This window comes from Mesorhizobium sp. NZP2234, assembly GCF_013170765.1.
Classification (GTDB): domain Bacteria; phylum Pseudomonadota; class Alphaproteobacteria; order Rhizobiales; family Rhizobiaceae; genus Mesorhizobium; species Mesorhizobium loti_D.
In genome coordinates this window covers 6,240,165-6,263,868 of the sequence record NZ_CP033364.1, presented here as the reverse complement: position 1 = coordinate 6,263,868, position 23,704 = coordinate 6,240,165, and the positions used below count along the sequence as shown (strand labels likewise).

General features: G+C 58.6%; 16 protein-coding genes and 3 pseudogenes. 10 read left to right on the top strand and 9 right to left on the bottom strand.

The window, feature by feature from the left end; all coding sequences use genetic code 11:
- The first annotated feature begins 11 nt into the window (after window positions 1-11).
- From EB230_RS30260 to virB11, 5 genes are read left to right on the top strand one after another with little or no spacing between them, the layout of a single operon-like run.
- A complete protein-coding gene (locus EB230_RS30260) occupies window positions 12-170 on the top strand; it encodes a type IV secretion system lipoprotein VirB7 (protein ID WP_080680416.1) in 159 nt (52 codons plus the stop codon).
- On the top strand, window positions 167-880 hold the full coding sequence (locus tag EB230_RS30255; RefSeq protein ID WP_027033433.1) for a type IV secretion system protein VirB8: 714 nt from the start codon (window positions 167-169) through the stop codon (window positions 878-880). Before EB230_RS30260 ends, EB230_RS30255 begins: the two co-directional genes overlap by 4 nt.
- Window positions 877-1,758: a TrbG/VirB9 family P-type conjugative transfer protein gene (locus EB230_RS30250; protein WP_027056319.1), complete on the top strand. Its 882-nt coding sequence runs from the start codon at window positions 877-879 to the stop codon at window positions 1,756-1,758. The genes EB230_RS30255 and EB230_RS30250 overlap by 4 nt, the downstream gene beginning before the upstream one ends.
- Window positions 1,755-2,894 (top strand): type IV secretion system protein VirB10, encoded by a 1,140-nt coding sequence (gene virB10, locus EB230_RS30245; RefSeq protein ID WP_027056318.1) that lies wholly within the window; start codon window positions 1,755-1,757, stop codon window positions 2,892-2,894. Before EB230_RS30250 ends, virB10 begins: the two co-directional genes overlap by 4 nt.
- Window positions 2,878-3,918, top strand: a complete 1,041-nt coding sequence (gene virB11, locus EB230_RS30240; protein WP_027056317.1) for a P-type DNA transfer ATPase VirB11 — start codon at window positions 2,878-2,880, stop codon at window positions 3,916-3,918. Before virB10 ends, virB11 begins: the two co-directional genes overlap by 17 nt.
- A gap of 119 nt (window positions 3,919-4,037) precedes the next feature.
- On the opposite strand, the gene EB230_RS30235 is transcribed toward virB11, so the two are convergent.
- The 7 genes and pseudogenes from EB230_RS30235 to EB230_RS30205 form a co-directional block, all read right to left on the bottom strand.
- Complete coding sequence (locus tag EB230_RS30235) at window positions 4,038-6,581, bottom strand: two-component system VirA-like sensor kinase (RefSeq protein WP_172374517.1); 2,544 nt, start codon at window positions 6,579-6,581, stop codon at window positions 4,038-4,040.
- A 978-nt stretch (window positions 6,582-7,559) separates the two neighbouring features.
- Window positions 7,560-8,186, bottom strand: a pseudogene (locus EB230_RS30230) (ISKra4 family transposase); the annotation flags it as partial.
- Window positions 8,186-8,313: pseudogene (locus EB230_RS30225) on the bottom strand (IS630 family transposase); the annotation flags it as partial. The pseudogenes EB230_RS30230 and EB230_RS30225, both read right to left, overlap by 1 nt.
- A 112-nt stretch (window positions 8,314-8,425) precedes the next feature.
- Complete coding sequence (locus EB230_RS30220; RefSeq protein WP_027056313.1) at window positions 8,426-9,313, bottom strand: dihydrodipicolinate synthase family protein; 888 nt, start codon at window positions 9,311-9,313, stop codon at window positions 8,426-8,428.
- 18 nt (window positions 9,314-9,331) lie between these two features.
- The gene (locus EB230_RS30215; protein ID WP_027056312.1) at window positions 9,332-9,970 is read right to left on the bottom strand and encodes a LysE family translocator; all 639 of its coding nucleotides are present in this window, start codon (window positions 9,968-9,970) and stop codon (window positions 9,332-9,334) included.
- A gap of 84 nt (window positions 9,971-10,054) precedes the next feature.
- Window positions 10,055-10,744, bottom strand: coding sequence for a B3/4 domain-containing protein (locus EB230_RS30210; RefSeq protein ID WP_097572440.1), 690 nt, complete (start codon window positions 10,742-10,744; stop codon window positions 10,055-10,057).
- 397 nt (window positions 10,745-11,141) lie between these two features.
- Window positions 11,142-11,894, bottom strand: coding sequence for a carbonic anhydrase (locus tag EB230_RS30205; protein WP_172374516.1), 753 nt, complete (start codon window positions 11,892-11,894; stop codon window positions 11,142-11,144).
- A 681-nt stretch (window positions 11,895-12,575) separates the two neighbouring features.
- On the opposite strand from EB230_RS30205, the gene EB230_RS30200 reads away from it, so the two are divergent.
- Together EB230_RS30200 and glmS are read left to right on the top strand one after the other, a co-directional pair.
- Window positions 12,576-13,220: an acyl-homoserine-lactone synthase gene (locus EB230_RS30200; protein WP_172374514.1), complete on the top strand. Its 645-nt coding sequence runs from the start codon at window positions 12,576-12,578 to the stop codon at window positions 13,218-13,220.
- A gap of 456 nt (window positions 13,221-13,676) precedes the next feature.
- Window positions 13,677-15,500 carry a glutamine--fructose-6-phosphate transaminase (isomerizing) gene (gene glmS / locus EB230_RS30195; RefSeq protein ID WP_143977247.1) on the top strand — a complete coding sequence of 608 codons (1,824 nt, stop codon included), beginning with the start codon at window positions 13,677-13,679 and terminating at the stop codon, window positions 15,498-15,500.
- A gap of 743 nt (window positions 15,501-16,243) precedes the next feature.
- Here the strand turns inward: glmS and EB230_RS32800 are convergent.
- Together EB230_RS32800 and EB230_RS30190 are read right to left on the bottom strand one after the other, a co-directional pair.
- A pseudogene (locus EB230_RS32800) lies at window positions 16,244-16,438 on the bottom strand (dihydrodipicolinate synthase family protein); the annotation flags it as partial.
- A gap of 35 nt (window positions 16,439-16,473) precedes the next feature.
- Entirely contained in the window at window positions 16,474-17,637 is a 1,164-nt protein-coding gene (locus EB230_RS30190; RefSeq protein WP_167514784.1) for a porin, read from the bottom strand.
- Between the two features lie 1,345 nt (window positions 17,638-18,982).
- Here EB230_RS30190 and hemN point away from each other — a divergent pair.
- The 3 genes from hemN to EB230_RS30175 all read left to right on the top strand — a co-directional run bounded on the left by hemN (window position 18,983) and on the right by EB230_RS30175 (window position 23,642).
- The gene (hemN, locus tag EB230_RS30185; protein WP_172374512.1) at window positions 18,983-20,308 is read left to right on the top strand and encodes an oxygen-independent coproporphyrinogen III oxidase; all 1,326 of its coding nucleotides are present in this window, start codon (window positions 18,983-18,985) and stop codon (window positions 20,306-20,308) included.
- A 222-nt stretch (window positions 20,309-20,530) separates the two neighbouring features.
- Window positions 20,531-20,920: a hypothetical protein gene (locus EB230_RS30180; RefSeq protein ID WP_027056303.1), complete on the top strand. Its 390-nt coding sequence runs from the start codon at window positions 20,531-20,533 to the stop codon at window positions 20,918-20,920.
- A 691-nt stretch (window positions 20,921-21,611) separates the two neighbouring features.
- The gene (locus tag EB230_RS30175) at window positions 21,612-23,642 is read left to right on the top strand and encodes a conjugal transfer protein TraG (RefSeq protein WP_097572446.1); all 2,031 of its coding nucleotides are present in this window, start codon (window positions 21,612-21,614) and stop codon (window positions 23,640-23,642) included.
- Window positions 23,643-23,704: the final 62 nt, after the last annotated feature.

Here is a 23,704-nt window from a genome sequence, read left to right as displayed (position 1 = left end):
GGTACCTCAACATGAAATACTATCTACTTTTGTCAATACTGGCTTTGGCGGCCTGCAAGACAACCGATAAGCTTGCGACCTGCACGGGTTCGCCATTCCAACTGAACGTGGGACAATGGGAAACCTCCCCTGAAGATCTTCAAGTCGAATGTGCGAAAGAGCCCAAGTGAAATTTCCTGAACATGCCCTTCTGGTGGAGAGAGAAACGCTAGCCGCCCACTATAAGAAGGTGGAAGCGTTTCAAACTTCACGAGCGAAGTCTGCGCGGCGCCTGTCAAAGGCCCTCATAGCCTTTGCGGCAGCGGCGGTCCTAGGAAATGTTGCGCAGGCATTTACCATCGCTGCCATGGTCCCGTTGGCCAAGCTCGTACCTGTGTTCCTCTGGGTACGCCCGGATGGAACAGTTGACAGCGAAGTGTCAGTCTCTCGACTGCCGGCAACCCAAGAGCGAGCCGTCATAAATGCTTCGCTGTGGGAATATGTACGCCTGCGCGAGAGCTACACAGCCGATTCCGCCCAATACGGCTATGACCTCGTATCCAGTTTCAGCGCACCGGCTGTGCGGCAGCAATATCAAGATTTCTTCAATTATCCGAATCCCACCTCGCCGCAAGTCACAGTCGGCAAGCTCGGCAAGCTCGAAGTCGGGCATATTTCCTCAAACGACATCAGTCCGGACGTTCAACAGATCCGATACAAACGCACCCTTTCCATCGATGGGCAGATGCCGCTGGTGACCACCTGGACAGCAACCATCCGCTACGAGCGCCTGACAGATCTGCCTGCCCAATCAAGGCTCACCAATCCGGGAGGTCTACTCGTCACTTCCTATCAAACCTCGGAAGATAGCGTGTCGAACCTGGGTGACGTGCAGCCATGACAAAAAGAGCGTTTCTCGCCCTGGCCTGTTCACTACTCTTAACGCTGGAGGCTTCCGCGGAAGACACCCCGCTTGCCGGCAAGCATGATGCGCGGATGCGCTACTTGGCTTACCGTCCCGACGAAGTGGTGCGCCTGTCGACCGCGGTGGGGGCAACGCTGGTCGTCACATTCGCGGCCAACGAGACCGTCGCAGCCGTGGCCGTTTCCAATAGCAAAGACTTGGCTGCGCTCCCACGCGCCAACTACCTGTTCTTTAAGGCCAGCCGGATCCTGCCGCCGCAGCCGGTCGTCGTTCTGGCCGACAGTGAGTCCGGTACCCGCAGATATGTCTTCAGCATTTCAACGAGAGCGATGCCAAAACTAGATGAGCAGCAACCTGACTTATACTACAGTGTGCAGTTCACTTATCCCGGTGATGAGGCCGCTGCTTTGAGACAGGCAGCAGAAAAGCGCTCGATTCTTGGTCAGGCCCGGGCAAAGGTGCTGCAGGAACAGAGGGTTCAGGATTTGTTGAATCGGCCCGGTACAACTGCCAGTTCCGACGAAAGCAATTTTCACTACGTCGCAAAGGGCGATCGATCGCTGGCGCCGCTGCAGGTTTTCGACAATGGCTTTACCACCGTATTTGGCTTCGCAAGCAATTCCCGTATACCCTCCCTCTACATTATCAATCCCGACGGCAAGGAAGCCGCTGCCAACTTCACAGTCAAAGGCGACTATGTTGAAGTATCCGCAGTCGCCCGGGAATGGCGTCTGAGAGATGGCAATACGGTATTGTCGATTTTCAACAGGGCATATGATCCTGTTGGACAAGCGCCGGGGACCGGTACAGTGAGACCCGACGTGTGGCGCGTTTTGAAAGGCTCGGGCCGATGAATGAAACCGGCCCACAGTCGGGACACGATGTAAATGCATCCGGATCGTTGGTCTCGGAGCCGGCCCGCCGGCATGTTTCGGGATCACAGAAATTGGCCGTCGCCGGTCTTGTTCTCATCTCATCTCTGTCGCTCATCTGGCTCGGAAGTCGTCCCAGCACACAAGACGAACCATCTCAGCCAAACCCGCCAATTTCCCCGAACGCCGAGCCGTTCCGCCCCGTGCCTATTGAGCTTGCTCCCGAACCTCCAGCACCCGCAAAGGCGGCGCAGGCGGCAGATCCTGCGCCATCCACGCCGCAACCCGCGGCAGCTGAACCGCCGCCCGAGGAGTCACCAATTTTCGCCTACAGCAGCAGCAGTCAAAAGCCCGACGTGGCTCAGCGGAGCGAAGACGACCACAAGGATGCTCCCGCGACCGCGGATGAGATTTCGATCGGTGGCGACCTGTCGGGCCGATTGAAGCCAGACATACAGGAGCCGAGCCGGGCCACACTTTTGCCGCACCCTGATCTCGTGATTACTCAGGGAACGATCATTCCTTGCCTTTTGCAAACGGCAGTCGACACAAATTTACCCGGTTATGTGAAGTGCGTCTTACCTAAAGACGTCCGCGGCGCCACCAACAATGTCGTGCTCTTGGATCGTGGGACGACCGTGATTGGCGAGATCCAGCATGGTCTCGAACAGGGGGATGCGCGTGTCTTCGTGCTGTGGACGCGCATCGAAACACCTGACCATGCCCTCGTTTCGATAGCATCGCCGGGCGCTGACGAGCTCGGCCGCTCCGGAGTGCCTGGCACGGTGGATAATCACTTCCGGGAACGCTTTGGCGGAGCAATGCTGATGAGCGTCCTTCAAGGCGCGTTCCAGGCGGCCGGTCAATACGCGGCGAGCTCTGGCGGAGGAAGCGGCATCAACAGCTTCCAGAGCAATGGCGGACAAGCCGTCGAGACGACACTGAGAGCGACGGTCAACATCCCGCCAACCCTGAAGAAAAACCAGGGAGATGCTGTATCCATCTTTGTGGCTCGCGACCTCGATTTCTCGGATGTATACGGTCTCACGGCAACCGTCGTGGCGCCAGCCCCCCAACATCGCCAACGCCGGAGAGACAACAATGCGATCGGAGGCTGACCCTCAATTGCGTTTGCTTCTCGACCCCGTTCTGAAATGGCTTGAGGAGCCGAGGACCGAAGAGGTCGCTATCAACCGGCCTGGGGAAGCGTTTGTGCGACAAGCCGGCGTCTTCACGAAACATCCGCTACCACTAGGTTATAACGATCTGGAGGACATCGCGATTCTCGCTGGAGCGCTGCGCAAGCAAGATGTCGGACCGCAAAGCCCCCTCTGTGCGACTGAGCTGCCGAACGGAGAGCGGCTGCAGATCTGTTTGCCGCCCGCTGTTCCCTCAGGAACAGTAAGCCTGACGATACGGCGTCCTTCAAGTCGTGTGACCGAACTGAAGGAAGTTTCTTCTCGCTACGAATACTCACGCTGGAATCAATGGCGGTCACGAAAACAGCGCCAAGAGCGGCAGGACCAAACTATTCTTCAGCAATACGACGATGGTGACTTGGAGAAGTTTTTGCAAGCGTGTGTTTCGGGACGGCTCACGATGCTGCTTTGCGGACCTACTGGAAGCGGCAAAACGACAATGAGCAAGACTTTGATCAACGCTATACCCCCGCAAGAGAGACTGATAAGTATCGAGGACACGCTGGAGCTTGTAATCCCGCACGAGAACCATGTCCGGTTACTCTATCCGAAGGACCGAGCCGGCGTAGGTGCGGTGACAGCCGAGCAACTGCTGCAAGCGAGCTTGCGCATGCGCCCTGACCGAATATTGCTCGGCGAGATGCGCGATGATGCTGCATGGGCCTACCTTAGCGAAGTCGTCTCCGGCCATGCGGGATCAATATCAACGATCCATGGGGCTGATCCGGTCCAGGGCTTCAAAAAGCTCTTTTCCCTCGTCAAGAGCAGCCCGCAAGGAGCCGCTGTGGAAGATCGAACGCTTCTTGACATGCTGTCGGCTGCCGTTGACGTCATTGTGCCGTTCCACACCCAAGGTGACCTGTACGAGGTGGGAGAGGTATGGCTCGCCGCCGATGCCCGGCGACGGGGAGAGACAGTAGCCGACCTCCTTAACAAGCACTAAGGCTAGAACAACGTCTCGGGATCGATAAGTCCATTGTGATGCGACGCGTCGTTTTGTTCTGCTTCGATGTCTTTTGCCAGGCCTTCTCACACTTGCATAGAATGAGCGAGTCGGCGGCATCACGCCATCATCATTATACGAATCGCATGCTCTATTGTCCTGGACGAGACCGGTCTCGCTAGCCGAAGGACGAAGGCCTGATTGTCAGATGTGACCGGCGTGGGGTCGATGTCACCGATGACTATGAAAGGCACCGTCATGATGGCCGGGCATACGGACTCTGCCCGTCCTCGCTCGAGGAAAGGCGTCTTCGCCAAAATCAGCAGGTCAGCTGCCTTCCCGCTCTCGATCCAGCCGCAAAGACTTTCGAAGGTCGCGAAGCCGATCGGCTCATAACCCAGCGCGGCGATATTGTCCTTGTGAATCTCCAACTCTGCTGGATCGGGCTCCACGACTGCAATGATTCCGCCGTTGGCCGGTGATCCGCTGTATGGGCCGAAAGTGACGTCAGCGCTGACTGGCTCCTCCTCGGAGGCTGGCAAGTAGATATCAAAGCGCGTACCTCGGCCAACAACCGAGGTGACGTCTAGGTATCCTGCGAGCGCGCTCACGTGCCTGTCAACTGCAGCAAGACCTAGCCCGGTCCCGCCGACGAGAGAGCGCGTGGTAAAAAAGGGCTCAAAGACATGCGGAAGTATCGAACTTGCGATTCCTGGGCCATCGTCGCTGATGGAGAGGAGAACGTAATCTCCAGGTCTCAAGGTGCCCTGAGCCAGCGGCTTGGTTTGGCACACCTGGGCGCGAGAAACGCTAACCTCGACGCGGCCCTCGTTCAAGACAGCCTCCGACGCGTTCTTGCACAGGTTCATGAGAATCTGCTGCATCTCGGTTGGGCTGCCCTCGACCACCGTTTGCCACTCGTTGATCTTGAAGTTCAACTGAACACCCGCACGAACTGTAACCCGCAGCAATGGCGCAAGATCCATGACAATTTCGGAGACGTTGAAAGGCACTGCAACGCGCTTGCGGTTTCGGCTGAGTGACAAGATCTGGTCAACGATCAGCTTGGCGCGGTGTCCAGCTAAGATGATTTGGTCGATGTGGTTCCGTATTCTGGAGGGGCGACGCACCAGACCTTGGGCAATTTCTGAATATCCGATTATTGCGCCTAAAATATTGTTGAACTCATGTGTGGCGCCGCTTGCGATCGTGCCGACGGTCCTCAGCCTTTCCACCTGCTCCCATCGACTCACCAGAAGGTCGCGTTCGGCATTTACACGTTGCATTTCAAGATGGTTGCTCAAACGCACAATGGCACTGGCAAGAACCCACAGGTCGCCTGCTGAGGGGAGTGAGCGATCTCGTTCAAAAACAAGGATGCAAACCACAGCCTGCTGATCGGAGGCCCTGCAAGCAACAATTTGACAAACACCGGAAGTGTCTAGGGCGGTGCGAACCATTTCCGCCGCCGGAACGACGCGAAACACTGGCCGTCCGGCGCGGACAAGTGAAACGACTTCATCAAGAAGCGCGACGTTCCAGACACGCATGCACGTGTTCGTCACAAAGCACTCGGTATGCCTGCTGAGACTCGGATCCACCTGAGCAAGCGCGCAGTGATCCGCGTCGAAAGCGCGTTGAACAAGTCTAAGCGCTGCTTCCGTTGAAAAGCGCGGCGACGCGTTCTTTGCTTTACTTTCGTTGAAGCGAGCTTCGATCTCACGCATTGCCTCTTCAAGCTCCAGCCGCCTTTCCAACCGGTTCGTCCGCACATGCAGCCTTAAGGCCCGAATGATCGCAAACAAGCAGAGGCATATGGACACCGAGCCAAAGAAAAGTCGTGTGCGCTGCGCTTGCGCGCTGGCCAAGCTGTAGTCTTTCAGATATTCGCGCTCCAGTTCGGCGGCCTTGGCGAACGTGTTAAAGGATGCGATCCGATCGGCTGCGCGGTCCACTCTCGACAACGCGGACAGGATAGCGCGGCCGTTGCGGACAACATCGTGGGTGGCTTGGTCCTGGCTCGGAGGAAGTCGGCTGAGAGACTGATCGATCTGTGATGCGAGGCTGAATCCCGGTAGTCTGGCCGAAAACTGAAGGATCAAATTGGAGAGTTCAAGCCTGTTGGACGGCGCCCCCTCAAGGCGATTAACCGAGCGAGCAAACCGTACGAGAGAGCTTTGCAGAAGCTCATTTTGCGCAGCCGCTGCCGAGATGGCAGCCTCCGTGTTCTCGACGGACTTTTTGAGCTGTGCAAGCAACCTGGAGTGCGCTCCGGAGCTCTCATCGGGCGAAATCTCGGCAAGGCGTTGCAAGTTTGTAACGTTCCTTTGCAATGCTTGGAGGGTAGAATCAACGGGGCGGAAGTCCAATACCATGTCGGTTCGAGCGCGGGCGACATCGCGCTGGAGCAATGCGTAGTTGATCTGAATCGTTCGCAGTTCACTTAGGACCGCCTCGTCGACCTGTGGGTCCTGCCTCTGTATCCCGAACAAGAGCGCAAACGAGGCCGCCAGGGCGATTACAAAAACGTTGTCGGTACTGAGCCTTTTTTCACAACGAAACGGCGTTTGATGCGCGGTGCGCGCCTTGCGAAAGTCCGATCTGAATTCTAGCTCCTCATTGCTTCGGTGTGCGGCCGGATGCTGCTGGAACAGGAAAACCATGTGTACCTCTCCCCTCATAAAGACGGCTTAGACACCGTCGCACTTTGCCCCCGTGGCCCCGCTGACCCTCCGTTGAATTTCGCGGCGATTAGACTTCGACCGTTCTCCGAACTCTGGCCACTCGCGAGCTCGACGCGAACGTGGAAACTGAAGGCACGGCGTTACGGCACGTGAGAAACTGGGCTATCCGTGAATGCTGATTTGATAGTTGTTGAGAAGGGAAGGCACCAATGCCAGGCTGACACCGCGTGACGGATTCAATCGAGATTTGCCTGTTTTCGCGCGGCGAGTCGAACCACGCCGATGTTGAAGGTACCGTTGAGTCTCGTCATAATGACGGCAGGAACCGAATACTCGTGAGCCTTCGTTGCGTCAGTCCGCTCAAGCCATCACGCACGCGGCAGAGCTAACTTCCGGCAAGAGTTTCATAGCTGGGCCAACAAATTGCGCTCTATGCCTGACCAGAGTAAGCAGGACGTACGTACGATCGGCATGATCCCCGAGGAGCGTTCGCACTTCATCTCTTATCCGGTGAAGGATAGCCCATTGAGCAGCTCACCATCGGTTATGAGATCGAGGCGACACACAAGGCGGGCAACCGGTCGCAGTATTCGGAACTGTCTTCCGAGAGATCATGGAGGGACAGACAAGCCGCACGCTGCAGCAGCCTGGGGATGACACCGGTCGGCCAGCCATTATGCCGCTAACCCGCTTGCGATCTCTGTGCATTGTATCTCCTGCGTGCAGCCCCTGCATTAAGCCAGCGTCGACGACCAGAGCCCATGTTCCACCAAACAAGGGTTAGCTTTCAAGAAGCTGATTGAACAAATTGATTGTTTGGATCGCACGCATCCGAACAATGGATGCAGCTAAATGCAGCGGCGGTTTTCGTTAGATGCGAGCGAGCGTCTCTTGGCAAGAACCACCGCGGGGCGCGGGCGAGGTGAGGGGCTGCACGCCAAGCGCGTCGGGAGGGTCATCGAGGATCTGCGTGCGGGTTTGCAGCAGAAGATGTGCGCCGATCCTGCTCCACTGCATCTGCCGCTTGTTGGCGACCCGCTTGGAACGGCGTTGACGGTGGCCTTGACGAGGGCCGAAGAGATGCGATCTCCGGACCGCTAACGCTCGCCGTAATTAATCAGGCTGGCACTGTCGGAGGCGATGTAGGCCTGGTGAACTCGCCGATGGCGGTCAGGAACTTGCGCATGTTCGGCTAGCCTGTTTCGAGACCTTCCGCGTCGAATTGCAGGTCGGCGATTTCGTGACGGGCCCGATAGACGTCAACATGCCAGAGATGCCATTTGATCCTGCGCAGAGTTTCGAGCAGGTCCTGTCCGGTCTGCTCGTCCTGGTTTTCGAGCCCTTGCACGAACTGCCGAAGGACCCTGATGCGCACGGTGATATGGAACCAGTCGGCGATTCTTCCCCACCGTCGGTGATGAGGGTGATATCCTGATTGGCTTGGACGGGCTGCTTCTTGAGATGGTCGAGAATGCGCCGTTGCGGCTCGCGATCATAGCCATAGACGAAACCGATGTAGCGCGGAGCACCCTCTTCAGGCAGCGAGCGGCCTACGATCAGCTCGAAATTCTACTTCCGGTCGTTTGGTCGCGGATGAAAGTTCGATGCGGCTGCAGAACGCGTTTGCGATGGCCGCCCATCTTCCCGGCGCTACCGGAGCACGATAACGTTGCGACCATTTCACCACCGAAGAGACCGCAAAGCCAAAGCGCGACCAACCCGATCCAATTCTGCGCCGCCTAACTTCCATCTCGAACGGTGCGCGGAACGCCCGCGCGCCGGGTGCCTAACTAGCAGTGGCACTGGGCATGCCCTGTGCTCGGCTATTCGAGCTTCTCCAATGCCTGCCTAATGTCATCTCCGGCGTCCTCCGGCAACGGCAAAATAGGGCGCGGTGGCTGGACGTGCGCCAGACCGAGGTAGTCGGCGATGACGAACATAACGCGGAAGCTGCCGTAGTGTTTGAACAAGGTCCAGAGCGGCCCGAAAGCGCGGTTCAACCGACTGGACTCCACCGCGTCGCCGGACTGCGCTGCACGCGTCAGCGCAAGCGCCGGGACCGGCAGCAGACCTGCCGCAACGCTGTACCAGGTGTCACATCCGGCAAGCAGGGCATCCGCCGCGCCCCAATCGCCGCTGTATCCGATTGTGAACGTGTCAGGCGTCATCGACCGCAAACGTGCCAGTTCCCCCGCGTAATCGTCATTTGCCGCCAGAGGCATTTTCACCGCGACGATGTTGGACACCTCCGACAGCCGGGCGATCAATGCGTCGCTGAATGTGAAGCGCGTGGTGCTTGGATTGTTATATATGCACAAAGGCAATTCCCCCGCCTCGGCCACCGCGACGAAGTGCTGGAAGACTTCGTCCTCGTTCAGGGGAACGTAGGACATGGGTGCCAGGAGCAGGCCGTCAGCGCCAGCGGATTTGGCATCGCGCGCCAAAGCCTGAGCTTCATCGGTACGCAATGCACCCACACCCACGACAAGAGGCGTTTTGCCGCCGATGCATTCCACGGCAGCCTGAACGGCACGCTTGCGTTCTTCCCTGGTGAGGTAAGCATAACCGCCCGTGCTCCCCAGAAGGCCGATGGAGTCCGCTCCGGCGCGTTGAATACGCTCGAGAAAACGAGCCAGACCCTCGGTGTCGACATGCCCTTCCGCATCGGTTGGCGTAAGGGGGAACGCCGACAGGCCGCGAAACAAAGTCATCATCCATTCCTTTCGAAACTACATACGGGAAAGCAGCATACGCAGCCCGGCGAACGCGAAGAACATCGCCAACAGACTTTCGATCCAGCGGCGGCAGCGGCGATATAGAGCCACCATAGGCGGTGTGGAGAAGACAATGGCGTAGCCGCAGAATATCGTGACACTTAGGATGGCGCAGCCACCCAATATCGCCGCGATGCTTTGCCACGATGAATTCGGGCCGATCCCCAGCGTGACGAGCGCGATCCATGCCAGCACGGATTTTGGGTTCGCCAAATGCATCAAGAGGCCCTTCCTATAGAGCTCACCCCGCGAAAGAGCGACTTGGTCGGTCGATGCGCGCACCGCCAGCTTCTCGTCCGACGTAAGCGCCGACCGTCCCGCCCTGAAGGCGAGGAATAGCAGGTAAAGCCCCCCGAAAACCTGCAGAACGAGCAGTGCCTGGGCGTACCTGGCCAACAGGGCGGAGATGCCGGTGGAGGCCATAAAACCCCAAAAGATCGAGCCGCTGACGACGCCGGAGGCAAGCATGAGCGCAGCACCTCTGCCGCGCGCCATCGCAACCCCCATAATGCGCATGTTGCTCGGGCCGGGGCTCCCCGCGGCAATGACATATGCAGCAAAGACGATGAGCAACTGATGGAGATCGACATTCATTCTCTCAGCCCTTGATAATCTCGATCGGATCGATCGCGCCGGATGCCCCGGGCGGCCAGCGATCCGCTCGCTCGACCGGAAACCTCATCCGGCGATGGCAATTTCTTGGCTCGCGATTTTGCAGCCAGGCATCAAGGCATTCAGCCCTCCGACCATGGCATCCGTCGCCTCTGCCAATGCATCGTCCGGCATGGTCTCCAACGCCTCCAGTACGAACCACATCCGGCCTGTTAGGGTCTTCAGGCGGGTTCGAGTGCCCTGTCGCCAGTTCCAGCGTCGGCAGGTGACGCCAATGTCGTCGCGCCAGATGACCTCACCGGGCAAGGGAGGATCGTTGACCGCCTCTCCATTCATCATGGTGTCGAACGTCTCACTCCCGTCAGCGATCGTCAGGTGGGGTCTTCCGACATAGGCGTCAAAATTCTCTCCACCCACCGGGACTGCGTATTTCAGGCTGATGGCGTTGTAGAGATCGACGATCGGGTTGATCGTCGAAAGAGTGCCGTCTTTCAGAACCCGCTTTCTGAGGGCCTGGGCTGAGCACGGCGTACGGTTAGGCTTCGCGCCAAAGACGACGTAGGCGTCGGACCAACTCGCCAGATGAGCTTCTGCCCAAGCCGGGCCATCCGCCAACGCGCAATCGCAGGCTTCACCAAGCAATCGGGGATCGAAACGTCCTTCTCCAGCTGAAGTGGCATCGACGTAGACGCTCACGGCTCTAAATCCCGATGCAATATTCTTAATTCGACCGTCGATGATGGGACCCTCAAACATCCAGGCAACTCCATCAGTTCGAGCGCAAGCAATCCATGACCGGCGCGACCAGTCACGATCGCTTCCCTGACTGCAAGCCAATATTGCAGTTCACTGGTCCAAACTAAACTGCCACTTTTGGAGATTTTAATTGGTCCAGTATAAGGAGGGTTCTCGCAGCACGGGAGCGACGCGTCGAATTTATCAATCCCTGATCAAGCAGATCCAGGCCGGAGTGTACGGGTGTCGGTGACGCCACCCAGTTCTCCGCAAGCAAGCGGCCCACAAGTTCCCATGATCCGGTCATGCTGTTGTGAACCCTAGGGCATTATCGTGATGCCAGCGCCACCATGGTGGCGTCGTACTGTTTGAAACCCCCCGATTGTTACCGCGGTTTTGCTTGACGCGCGCGATGACCTTAGCTGAGGCCTAGGATGAAGCGCCGATTGGAGGGACGGATCGACCGCGCGTTAGATGCGTAAAGCGTCGTAAACCGCTTGATGTCTGCGGTGTCGACCTCGACCGGTTCCATTGCAACCATCCACTCCACGTTTTCGGTGCAGGGCGGAGTCGTTAATGATCCCTCATAGGTCCAGTAGCCGAGCGAGGCTGGCAAAAGCCCGTTGGGATCGAACTCGTCAACTGCCATCTCCTCGCCGGGCCGGGCCGGAAAGACCTTGGCGAGACCGGCAAAGCTGATATTTGTCGCGCCAGGCGTAAGAAGGGCGCTCAGCACACCCAGAGTATCGCTCTTTGTGTCTTTATGGACAAAATGCGCTTCCATCGGGAAGCTCCTGCCCGCCACGTGATGCTCGCTCGGCGCGTGGAAATGCAACTGTGCCAGTTGGTAGACGCGATCCCCGCGGGTCAAGGTGCTGCCTTCCGGCATGTTGATTTGAATGGTGTGGCCGTTGTTCACCATCCTGCCGCCGCCCTTGAGCCAACTGATGTCGATGCGCGGTATATCCGCCTTTACCGTGCCGGCGATGTCGATGGGTGACTGCTGCCTGCCCGCCGAACAGGCGAAATTTCTCGTGTCCAGATCGGCCCAATGCTCCGGCCCGACCGAGCCGCCATATCCCCAATGGGCGCTGGCCGCACGCGCGGTCTGGGCGCAGATCGGGCACACGCCCAGCGCGATGAATGCTCTAATCAGGTTACGACGATGCATATTGCCTCGCTCCTTGATGCGAACCTTATGTCCTTGCTTCCAATTGGTGCAGTCAAGGCACAGCCGCAAGGGCGGGCGTAGGTTGAGCCGCGCCACCAGCGTACACGCCAGCCAGTCCTCGTCGAACTGGTAAACTGGAAGAAGCGTCGCCGCCGGCGATCGTTGGAGGCTACGCTCGCCGGTCCGTGGAAATGGCTGGCGACGTGGCTCAGATTCACCGTGCCGCCGCTGATCAGGCCAACAACCAGCACAGCCGGCGTCGCCGGTCCGGCTGTTACTCGGCGGTATGTGGCGCGTAACGTTGAAGCGGGAATGTCGGGCAGGCAGTGCATTGCAAAGGATCCCCTCTTTGGCGAGACGAATTCCTCCATTCCAACTGATTCCCGACCTCTCGGCCACCCACTGTGTAGCCTGCCCGCCACGCTCTCCAAGACCATAAAGGCATGGATAAAACGCGCGAATACGCCTTGGAAAGCAGGTCTCAAAGGGCAAGGGGGCCTTCCATCTGGAAAATGCCAAGCAAAGCTCGCGTTCGGACGATCCATGCGGTTGCCAGGCTGGCTGCCTCCGGTCAGGCGAGATCCGGATCCTTCCGCGAGGATAGCTGTAAACGTCCACAGGCTGCATCGCTGTGCGCTTTGCCCTTCGATGGCGGGAACACAACCCGCACGGAGGCGACGAATGATTCAGCTGATCACACCTGGCCTCTACAGCGAATTCGCAGGCGAGCTCAAAGAGATGCACGGGCTCAGACATCGGGTTTTCAAGGAGAGGCTCGATTGGGAAGTTCAGACCGGAGGCGAAATGGAAACAGACACCTTTGACGACTTGAAGCCTGTCTATCTGCTGCTCAAGGGATCCGATTGGCGAATTCGTGGCTGCGTGCGCCTCTTGCCAACCACTGGGCCGACCATGTTGCGCGACACATTCCCGGCGCTGCTGGGTGAAGCTGTGGCGCCCGCGAGTCCCGACATATGGGAAAGCAGCCGTTTCGCGCTCGATTTGCCCCCATCAACGCCCAAGGCGGCAGGCGGCCTTGCCCAAGCAACCTACGAGCTCTTCGCCGGCATGATCGAATTCGGCTTGGCTAACAATCTCACCCGGATCGTGACGGTGACCGATACGCGTATGGAACGGATCCTTCGCCTCGCAACGTGGCCATTGTCGCGTATCGGAAAGCCGCAGCCCGTCGGCAAAACGGAGGCGGTGGCCGGGTTTCTCGAGATCTCTCACGCCAGCCTGTTGCGCATCCGCTGGAGGGGACGTCTGAATGGGCCGGTACTGTGGCGACCGATTCTCGGCCTGCCGCACGGCCCATGCGGATAGCTAAGACGTGGTGCGTGGCCCCAGGGATCGGAAGAGGGTTTGCTTCTCGTCGCCGAAAGGAGTCATTGCGTCCGGCCTGGAGAAGCAAACCGAGGAATGATGCATGAAGCAGCGTCCGCACAATTGAACGGCGAGATCAAAGAGTGCGCTGGGACTACCCATTCGCACTCGGCCCAAGTATTCCCCGTCTCCTCCGGCCGGCTTGCATGCTATTAACGCAGGTGAGGGCGCCGGCCATGATATGCGCAGCCCGTTGAAGGCGGAAGCGTACGCCCCGGTTCACATCACCCGCATTGGACTGAGGTTTAGTTCATCCATGGCGTGGATGATGGCTATCCCAACAATCAATTTTACCGAACTGACTGGATTCCATTAGAAGAATCTAACTGAGCGCATGCCGGGCGGCGTCCCTCGTCTGCGTCGGCTAAGGCTGCCGGGAAGAATTCGGAGAAGAACATGTGCGGAATTGTTGGCATCGTTGGGCAACAGCCGGTGTCGGAACGCCTGGTCGACGCATTGAAGCGTCTGGAATACCGCGGCTATGACTCGGCCGGCATTGCGACGATCACCGAGGGCACCTTGCACCGCCGGCGCGCGGAGGGCAAGCTCGTCAATCTCGAGAGGAGGCTCAAGGAAGAGCCGCTGGGTGGTACCATCGGCATCGCCCACACCCGCTGGGCAACCCATGGGCCACCGACGGAACGCAATGCACACCCGCACTTCACGGATGGTGTGGCCGTCGTCCATAACGGCATCATCGAGAATTTCGCCGAACTGAAGGACGAATTGGCGGCGACGGGAGCCGAGTTCCAGACCGACACCGACACTGAGGTCCTTGCGCATCTCTTGGCAAGGCACCGCCGGGAGGGCATGAGGCGTGGTGAGGCGGTGCATGCCATGCTGAAAAGCGTCAGGGGTGCCTACGCGCTTGCCATCCTCTTTGAGGATGATCCGTCGACCATCATTGCGGCGCGCAATGGACCACCGCTGGCGATCGGTCACGGCGACGGCGAGATGTTCCTGGGCTCCGACGCGATCGCGCTTGCTCCATTCACGAATGAAATCACCTATCTCATTGACGGTGACTGGGCCGTTGTCGGCAGGACGGGCGCTGATATCTTTGATTACGACGGCCACCCCGTCGCGCGTCCGCGCCAGACCTCCGTGGCCGTGGCCACTCTGGCCAACAAGGGCAGCCATCGCCACTTCATGGAGAAGGAAATCCTCGAGCAGCCCGAGGTCATCGCCGATGCGCTCGGTCATTATATCAATTTCATCGAAAATGGTGCCGATGCGGTTTTTGGCATCGACTTCGCCAAGATCCCGAGCTTGGCGATCTCTGCCTGCGGCACCGCATATCTCGCCGGGCTGATCGGAAAATACTGGTTCGAGCGCTATGCGCGCCTGCCGGTCGAAATAGATGTTGCATCCGAATTCCGCTATCGCGAGATTCCGTTGTCGCCGCAGTCTGCGGCTCTGTTCATTTCACAGTCGGGCGAAACCGCCGATACGCTGGCATCGCTGAGGTACTGCAAGCAGCTTGGGCTGAAAATTGGCGCTGTCGTCAATGCGCGCGAATCGACCATCGCTCGGGAGGCCGATGTGGTCTTTCCGATCCTTGCCGGCCCAGAGATCGGCGTCGCCTCCACCAAGGCCTTCACCTGCCAGCTAGCCGCTCTTGCCGCACTCGCCATCCACGCAGCCAAGGCCCGCGGAACCGTGACCGAAGATGAGGTGCAGGCGCTCGTCGAGAGCCTCACCGAAATGCCGCGCCTCATGAGGCAGGTACTGGACAGCATCCAGCCGGAGATTGAGCTTCTGTCGCGCGAACTGTCAAAGTGTCATCATGTCCTTTATCTCGGCCGTGGCACAAATTTCCCACTGGCGATGGAGGGTGCGCTGAAGCTCAAGGAGATCTCCTACATCCACGCCGAAGGCTATGCGGCGGGTGAATTGAAGCACGGTCCTATCGCATTGATAGACGAGAACATGCCAGTGATCGTCATCGCGCCATATGATCGCTTTTTCGACAAGACCGTCTCCAACATGCAGGAAGTGGCCGCCCGCGGAGGGCGCATTATCCTTATCACCGATGGAAAAGGGGCATCCGCATCGAAACTCGATACGATGCACACGATCGTGCTGCCGGCCACCGACGAGATTATCGCGCCGATGATCTTCTCGCTGCCGATACAGCTTCTTGCGTACCACACGGCGCTCTTCATGGGCACAGATCTCGACCAGCCACGCAACCTGGCAAAATCAGTCACCGTCGAATGATGTTACGCCTTCATTAGTCGCAACGCTCGCCCATTCGGAAAAAACTCCAAGCACTTCAACCGGCGCTCAAGCGCGCCGCTACCGCCTTGCCGTTATTTGCTGGAGCATGCCGTTTAGCGACGATTGGTTATCCCTTTGGCTCCCCTCACACTGCTTGGCTGTGCCTACGGGCAAACCCGGTCGAGAAAAGCATCGAATACGCAGCAATAGCGCTAACCACAAAGCGATCCTCCTGCCGCATGCGGATAAAACCCTTCGCTGTCCACTACTTCGTCCTCGCTCGATGATTGCGGCTCGCCGCGGTCTTCGTCGGTGAGACGGTTGCCCTTTGACTTTGCCAGGCGGCCAGCTGCGATGTGCGGGCTGTAGGAATCCCGTGTAACCTCGTTCTAGATCTAACGCTCACCGATAGGCCCGGCCAGTCGCAAGAGGACCGGGCGATGATCGGACACTTCCAGGAACCGCTCGATGGTTCGGTCGAGCGCGAGGATCATGAAATAGATTGGGCGAGATAAAGACATGGTCGATCAGCGACTTGAAGGGCGCCTTGACGCAGGTGATTTGCTTGTCCGAAGCATCCTGCGCGGCGAGCGCGGTCAGGCCGGCGGCGGTCAGCGCGGTCTCCGGAAGCCAAGGTTGCATTGAGTCGCCGCCGATTCAGTCGTTATCGAAGCTGGGATACTGGGCGAGTTCGGCGATTGCTTCGGCGATCACGCGCCCACCAATCTGCCGGCGGCCTCCACCGTGTCGCCGGACTGCGCCGCACGCGTCAGCGCAAGCGCCGGGACCGCCAGCAAACCTGCCGCAACGCTTTACCAGCTGTCACTCCCGGCAAGCGGGGCATCGGCGGCGCCCTAATCGCAGCTGTATCCGATTGCAAACGTGTCAGGGCTTATCTGCCGCAGGCGTGGCAGGTCCCCCGCATAATCGTCATTCGCCGCCTGAGGCCACCGAGATGAAGCTCTTCCTCCCGTTAGAATGAACGTTCGAAACGGAGGATGCCGCCGACACTGCTCTTTTTGTTGGCATTAGCCCAGCTAATGGAAGGGTCGACCTTGCCGACGGCGAAGTCGCCGTAGCGGTCGTAGTCGAGTTCGGCTGTAATTGTGAAATCTGCAAGAAACGCATAGGCAACGTTTGCAGCGACACCATAGTTCCTGAGATGATCACCTGAGAGCTGAAGATTCAACGAAGTTGTCTCATTGAGCTTGTAAGTGGCGCCGGCCCAGAAAGCCCAGTTACCGCCCCAACTTTTGTAGAACCCGCGACCATGAGCGTCGATTGCGTTAGTGACGTCATCGTTGAGCTTGCCGCTGGAGCCGTAGCCGAACATTCCGAATAGCGAGAGTTGGTCGGTAACATCGACGTCGATGCGGACCTTGCCGGCGACCGATTCGTAGTTGCTATCATAAGCGACAACGCCGGTGATCGCGCCCCAGTGTTGTGTGTATTTCACTCCGCCGACTAGGTGCGGAACGTAGCTGTCGATGGTGCCGACCAGGCCCGAGCCTTCTTCGAGTGAAACCACAGCCGAAAAGCCGTTACCGGCGTCAAAGTAGTACTGAACCACATTAGTATCGAAGGCGCCGTACGGGATAAGCATCTGATTGAGCACGTCGCCCGCGTAGCCAATAAACATGTCGAAGGCGGACCAGTCCTTGCCAACTCGGAGGCCACCAAGCTGAACCCAGGCGAAAGTCAACGTGATGCCTTGGCTGAAGGCATAGTATCGAGGACTGTCCGAACCGGAATAGGCGGTGTGCTTGCCGTAGGTCATGCGGGTCTCGATGTAGGTCTGCAATGTACCGAGTTCGGTCTCTTGCCCTGTCCAAGTTTTGAATGTGAAGCGCGTGTGGTTTTGCCATATGCCCTGGGCCTCGCCAGTCTTCACATCCGTGGTTCTGGCTTGGTCATACGATACGACATCGCCGAGGCCGATGTCGTAACGGACATAGCCGCCGATGCGCAGGCAGGTCTCGGTGCCGGGGATGTAGTAGTAACCAGCGCCGTAAACGTCGCAGATCTTGACGTATTCAACGGGCTCAGGCTCGGCCAGGACGATGGCGTCGGCGGCTCGGGCACAGGAAACGGCGATCAGGGCCGCAGCTGAGCCGAGCAGGAGGCTCCTGATGTTCATTCTTGATCTCCGTTCAAATATTGAAGAAGGGGACGTCAACGAACGAGCCAGCCCTTCCTGTCCCCAGAATCGAAAACGATTCACATCGCGCTGCGCCTATCGCAGTGTGACACGCGGATCATAATAATTATTCAACAACAGGGGCGATGAAGCTGAAATCATACTTCCACACGATAAGTTGTTGTTCTCATATCACCTGCTTGAAATGCCCGGGGAGGAATCAAACACTTCCGATTCGATCGCCATGATTATCTCCGATAGCTGCGGGCGTACCGTCACAACGGCTTCGAAAATCACCCCGCAAGTGACGTGCCAACCTCACGACCAAGCTACGATTGACACTCAAGTTTGCCGTCGGACCTTGGTTTGCGTTTCCTTTTTTGCTCTGAGGGTCAAGCTGAGCACGAAAAGCAAATGTTCGGACATGGTTCGTCTGTTCGCTTCGCGACAGTATCGTTCAATGGCGATATCTTTTGTTTGTTTTGAGCCTCGACATTGTTGACATCATGCGAGTGCACCGCTCGGTACGTCAGCCGAGATGCCCCACTGATGCCGACATGCCTAGGCGTAAGCGTCCTCGTTAGGGCGAAGGGCCAACCTCGGCGGTGGCGAGGTGCACCAGCTTTCCAGCTAGTCCGGACAAAGTGGTTCGGAAAGGCGGGAAGGTCGAGACGAGCCGTTGTAAGCCCCTCTCTGAATCGGAAGCCGTGCATGGGCCATTTTTGTTTTTACGGAAGCACATGCGAATTCGCTCGATTGTCAGTTGCGAGCGATGCTTGAGTTGCGCTTCACTCCGGCGCTTTGCCGGGCCACAGGAGCGCGATTTGTCGGTGATCATGCGCCTGGCGTAGCGCTACTTTCTAAATTGGTTCATCAGGCTTGCAGCCTTGGCAGGGGCGGACCTGGACGGTCTCCTCGAGCACAATTCCCGCTCTGACAGACGGTGCGCCACAGGCAAAGCCTCGTGCCGGCAATTAATACGACGAACTCATCGAGATGCCAGGTATCGCTACGTGACGCCGTCTTACGCACCAGCCGGCGAGCAAAAGTCTGGTCCCAACGCCGAATCGACTGGTCGGATGGGGCATGCTGCGTTCCATCGGACGCTGAAGGGAGGGGATAGGATAGGATAGTAGCACCAAACGGTGTGCGGGAAAGTCTCGACGGGAAACCCATGGCGCTTGTCGCTGACCAGCGCGTGCTCATACCATCGCTGTCCAGCCAAGGCTGAATGGAGCTATCGCTGCGAAATAATCGGGCCCAAAGCGGACCGGACTGATATAGCGCAAAGACACAGGAGAGCGCAGTGGTAAGGATGGAAGGCAACAACATGGGACGGTAACTGTTGCAGACCACAAAACATCGCGAAGCCCGCCTGCCTTGGTACACCATCTATCCGACTGTCGCGGAGTTCTCTGGGGCGGTCGGCGCCGACGCTTATGAGGAATGGCTCAGGAACCTACCGGCTAACGATCCGGCGTCACTCTACTTGCACGTTCCGTTCTGCCGATCAAAGTGCTGGTATTGCGGCTTCCCCACCACCATCACCCGCCATGATGCGCCGATCGTTAATTATCTGGCGGCGCTGCGTGACGAGATACGTTTGGTCTCGGAGCACGCGCCGCAGGCGCTGCCCGTGAGCGATGTGCATTTCGGCGGCGGAACGCCAACTCTCATGGGGCCAGTTGAGTTCCTCGCCCTGACGGAATTCCTGCGCCGCCACTTTGCGCTTGCGGAAACAGCTAAGATCGCCGTCGAGATCGATCCACGCACGTTCACGGCCGATATGGCCGAAGCCTTGCAAGCAGCCGGCGTGAACCGCGCGAGCCTCGGCGTGCAGAGCTTCGATCCCATTGTTCAAAAAGCGATCAACCGGGTCCAGAGTGAGGCGCAGACGGCGGCTGCCGTCGAAATGCTGCGTCGGCATGGAGTGACAAGCATCAACTTCGACCTCATCTTTGGTCTCCCGCATCAAACGGTGCAGTCTTGCGTCGAGACCACGAGGGCGGCGGTCGCCATGCGCCCCAACCGGCTTGCGGTGTTCGGCTACTCGCACATTCCGTCCTTTATTAAGAATCAGCGCCTCATCCAGGAGGCATCGCTTCCGGGCAGCGCTGCCCGCGCCGAACAGGATGCGGCCATTGCCGTGACGCTGATTGCCGCCGGCTACCGAGAGATCGGGCTCGACCATTTCGCCTTGCCGGACGACGATCTCGCGCTGGCACAGAAAACCGGTCGCCTGCGGCGCAACTCGCTGGGCTACTCGGCCGACACCTGCAAAACCCTGATCGGTTTCGGCGCGTCGGCTATCGGGCGTGTCGGCGAGGGCTACGTCCAGAACGAGGTTACACGGGATTCCTACTGCCGGCACATCGCAGCTGGCCGTCTGGCGACGTCAAAGGGCTACCGTCTCACCGAGGAAGACCGCGCGCGAGCCGCAATCATCGAGCGACTAATGTGCGATCTCGAGGCCGATGTGCCGGCAATCTGTGCCGCCCACGGATCTGATCCGATCCATTTTCTCGATTCAGCCGAACGCTTGGCGATGCTTGCCAAGGACGGGATTGTGGACATCGAAAAGGGTTTTGTCCGCGTACGGCGGCAGCATCGCTTTGCGATGCGCGTTGTCGCTGCCGCATTCGACGCTTTTCTCGACCGGGTTGCCCGCTGAGTCAGCCAAATAAGTGTGAGGAGGCCAAGGCGACGCCGAAGCGAAATTTGACGCCCATGCGGTTTCCTTTCTTCGAGGTCACGATTTCACAGCCTTCGCCGGCGTAGCAGGCCTCAAGCGGCTTCCCGCCCTCGAAGAAAGCCACGAACGATCAGTCGCCGACACCTGTGAACAAGCCGTGTGCGACATTGCAATCATCCATTTATTGGCTCAACTGCCCACATGGCCGTGAATGAACTGGATTTGTTGGTTTTCCAGATGGCAGTGGAAAGCGTCCGCTCACTCTGCTTGAGCTTTAATGACAAAGCGGCGGAGATAGCCGCGAGGAGCCGCGGAAACCTGCTTTTCGATGTGCGGATCGATGATGACGCCGAGGTCCAACGGCTCGCAGCCATCCGATATCGAGGCGGGCAGATTGGTGTGCTGGCGTTGGACAGACAAGGCCTTATTAGCCGCTACTGCGTCGTCGACGATACCTTCTCCCGCTTCATTGCACCGTTGGAGAATTGGACCAGCATGCCGGTGTCAATGCAGGCCAAAATCGATGTCACTCACCATGCCGGCCTCTTCCTAGGCGCGTTGCGAAATGCCGGTCATATGCTTGGCAACTAGGGCTGGCGGAACGCATCTGTGGATCTTTGCATCCGCCTGGGCGTTTGAGCCGGCGGCTCATCGAGGTTCTGCAGCGCGCGGATGTGCCACGGCCGGGGTGATAGCCGCCTCTGCCCAACAGATCGCCGGCGAGGGCTTGTCGGACAATGAATGTCGTCAATTCACCGTCCGAGAAATGGTGTCTGGCTCACAAGAAGCACAGCGAATTGAGACTGAAACGCAGTCCAGCTGGGAAACCCAGCGCGAAGGCCGGAAGGTAACTTATCTGCGATAGAGGCAACGGGAAGGCGCCTTCCACTTATAAGGCAGCGCCCAATATGTCGGTACTCGCCTGAGGAATTCCCATGGCGGGCAGGGCTACCTCGCGATCCGATCTCGATAGGCTTGTTGTACCTCAGACCGGACTCGATAGGCTTGTTGTACCTCAGACCGGACTCGATGTTCAGAATTTCCTCAGCGGCTTGCCCGCACGCCACCGCCGCTCCCCGACCACGTGCTCACGATAGGCACGACCGATAGTCCCCTCCGACTTAGCAGTCCTCGGGAATGCGCGAATATTGATACACCTCGAAGGAGAGCAACGGCGCGCCAAACAGCCTCTCATCGCACCAAGTCGTACATAGGGCGCATTCCTGTTCCGGCCGTCCCGGGCGATGCTCGATCCATCTCTCCAGAACAGCGGAGCAAGCCAGTGACGCCCACGAAGCTTCTGATTGGGCAGATCGCCATTGTGTTCGCCATCGTTCTCCTCGGCGTGTGGGCTGCCACGCAATGGTGCGCTCATATGCTAGCCTTTCAGGAACAACTCGGCGCGCCATGGTTTGTCGCGGCTGGCTGGCCGATCTACGAGCCGTGGAAACTGTTGGAATGGTGGTTCCAATTCGATGCCTATGCGCCCGAGGTATTCGACAAGGCGGGCATGCTTGCGGGCACCAGTGGATTCATGGGCTGTGCCGCTGCGATCGCTGGTTCCCTCTGGCGCGCGCGCCAGCGCGGCTTGGTCACCACCTATGGCTCCTCTCGATGGGCGGCGACGCGGGAGATCGAGAAAGCAGGGCTGTTTCAGCCGGCAGGCGTCTTCCTCGGCAAACTGAAGGACCGGTATCTGCGTCATGACGGGCCTGAGCACGTCATGGCCTTTGCGCCGACACGTTCCGGCAAGGGCGTCGGACTGGTTGTCCCAACCCTTCTCTCCTGGTCCGGCTCGGCCGTCATTCACGACATCAAAGGCGAGAACTGGCAGCTGAGCTCCGGCTGGCGGTCGAGGTTCTCGCATTGCCTTTTGTTCAATCCGACTGATCCGCGATCGGCCCGCTACAACCCGCTGCTGGAGGTACGCAAAGGTTCGGACGAGATTCGCGATGTCCAAAACATCGCCGACATTCTAGTCGATCCGGAAGGCGCGCTGGAGCGGCGGAATCATTGGGAGAAGACCAGTCATTCACTCCTGGTGGGCGCTATCTTGCACGTGCTCTACGCCGAAGAGGAAAAGACTCTTGCCCGCGTCGCCACCTTTCTCTCGGACCCGCAACGCTCGTTTGCCGCGACTTTGCGGCGAATGATGACGACCAACCATCTCGGCGCGGCCAATAAGCCTCAGGTCCATCCCGTCGTGGCCTCGGCGGCACGAGAGGTGTTGAACAAATCGGAGAACGAACGTTCAGGCGTCCTCTCGACCGCCATGTCTTTTCTCGGCCTCTACCGTGATCCGACCGTGGCGGCGGTAACATCGGACTGCGACTGGCGCATTGCCGATCTGATGGATGCGGAGTGGCCGATGTCGCTCTATCTGGTCGTGCCGCCATCGGACATCTCGCGCACCAAGCCCTTGGTGCGACTGATCCTGAACCAGATCGGCAGGCGGCTGACGGAGCGCCTCGAGGGTGACCCAAAGAAGAGCCGCAAGCATCAACTGCTGATGATGCTGGATGAGTTTCCGGCGCTCGGTCGCCTCGACTTCTTTGAGACCGCGCTCGCGTTTATGGCCGGTTACGGAATTCGTGCCTACTTGATCGCGCAATCGTTGAACCAGATCTCCAAAGCGTATGGCGACAACAACGCTATTCTGGACAACTGCCATTTGCGAATTGCCTTTTCCTCCAATGATGAGCGCACGGCCAAGCGAATCTCGGACGCGCTTGGCACGGCCACGGAACTCAGATCCATGCGCAACTATGCGGGCCACCGGCTGGCACCTTGGCTCTCGCATGTCATGGTGAGCCGCCAGGAAACCGCCCGCCCGCTGCTGACACCGGGCGAGGTGATGCAATTGCCGCCCGCGGACGAACTGGTGCTGGTTTCGGGATTGCCCCCCATCCGGGCCAAAAAGCTGCGATACTATGAGGATCACAATTTCACCGAGCGGGTGCTGCCTTCGCCGGTGTTGCGCGACGGACCCTACGCGGACTGCCCGATGTCGCGGCCGGACGATTGGACTGGGCAAGTACGCGGCGTCGACCGTCGTCTTGCGTCCGACGATGAAAGCGCTGGCGCCGCGCATGCGGACGAGGGAGGTGTTCAGCAGCAGCGCCATCCTGGCCTACCCGAAGAACATACCGCCGTCACGCAGGAACCGGACCAGGACGATCTGTCCAGACCCGCAGACGATGATAGCGAGGCGATGGCGGACAAGCGCGTCATGGACCGGATCTCCACCGTCGCAGGTGCCTATGGCATCAACGAGGGAAGGGGCGATGATAAGGATATCGTCCCCGGCTTCTGAACGCTTTCCGCAGCTCGAGCGTATCTCAGCGTAGATAACGGCCGTAAGCAATTTTGGGCATC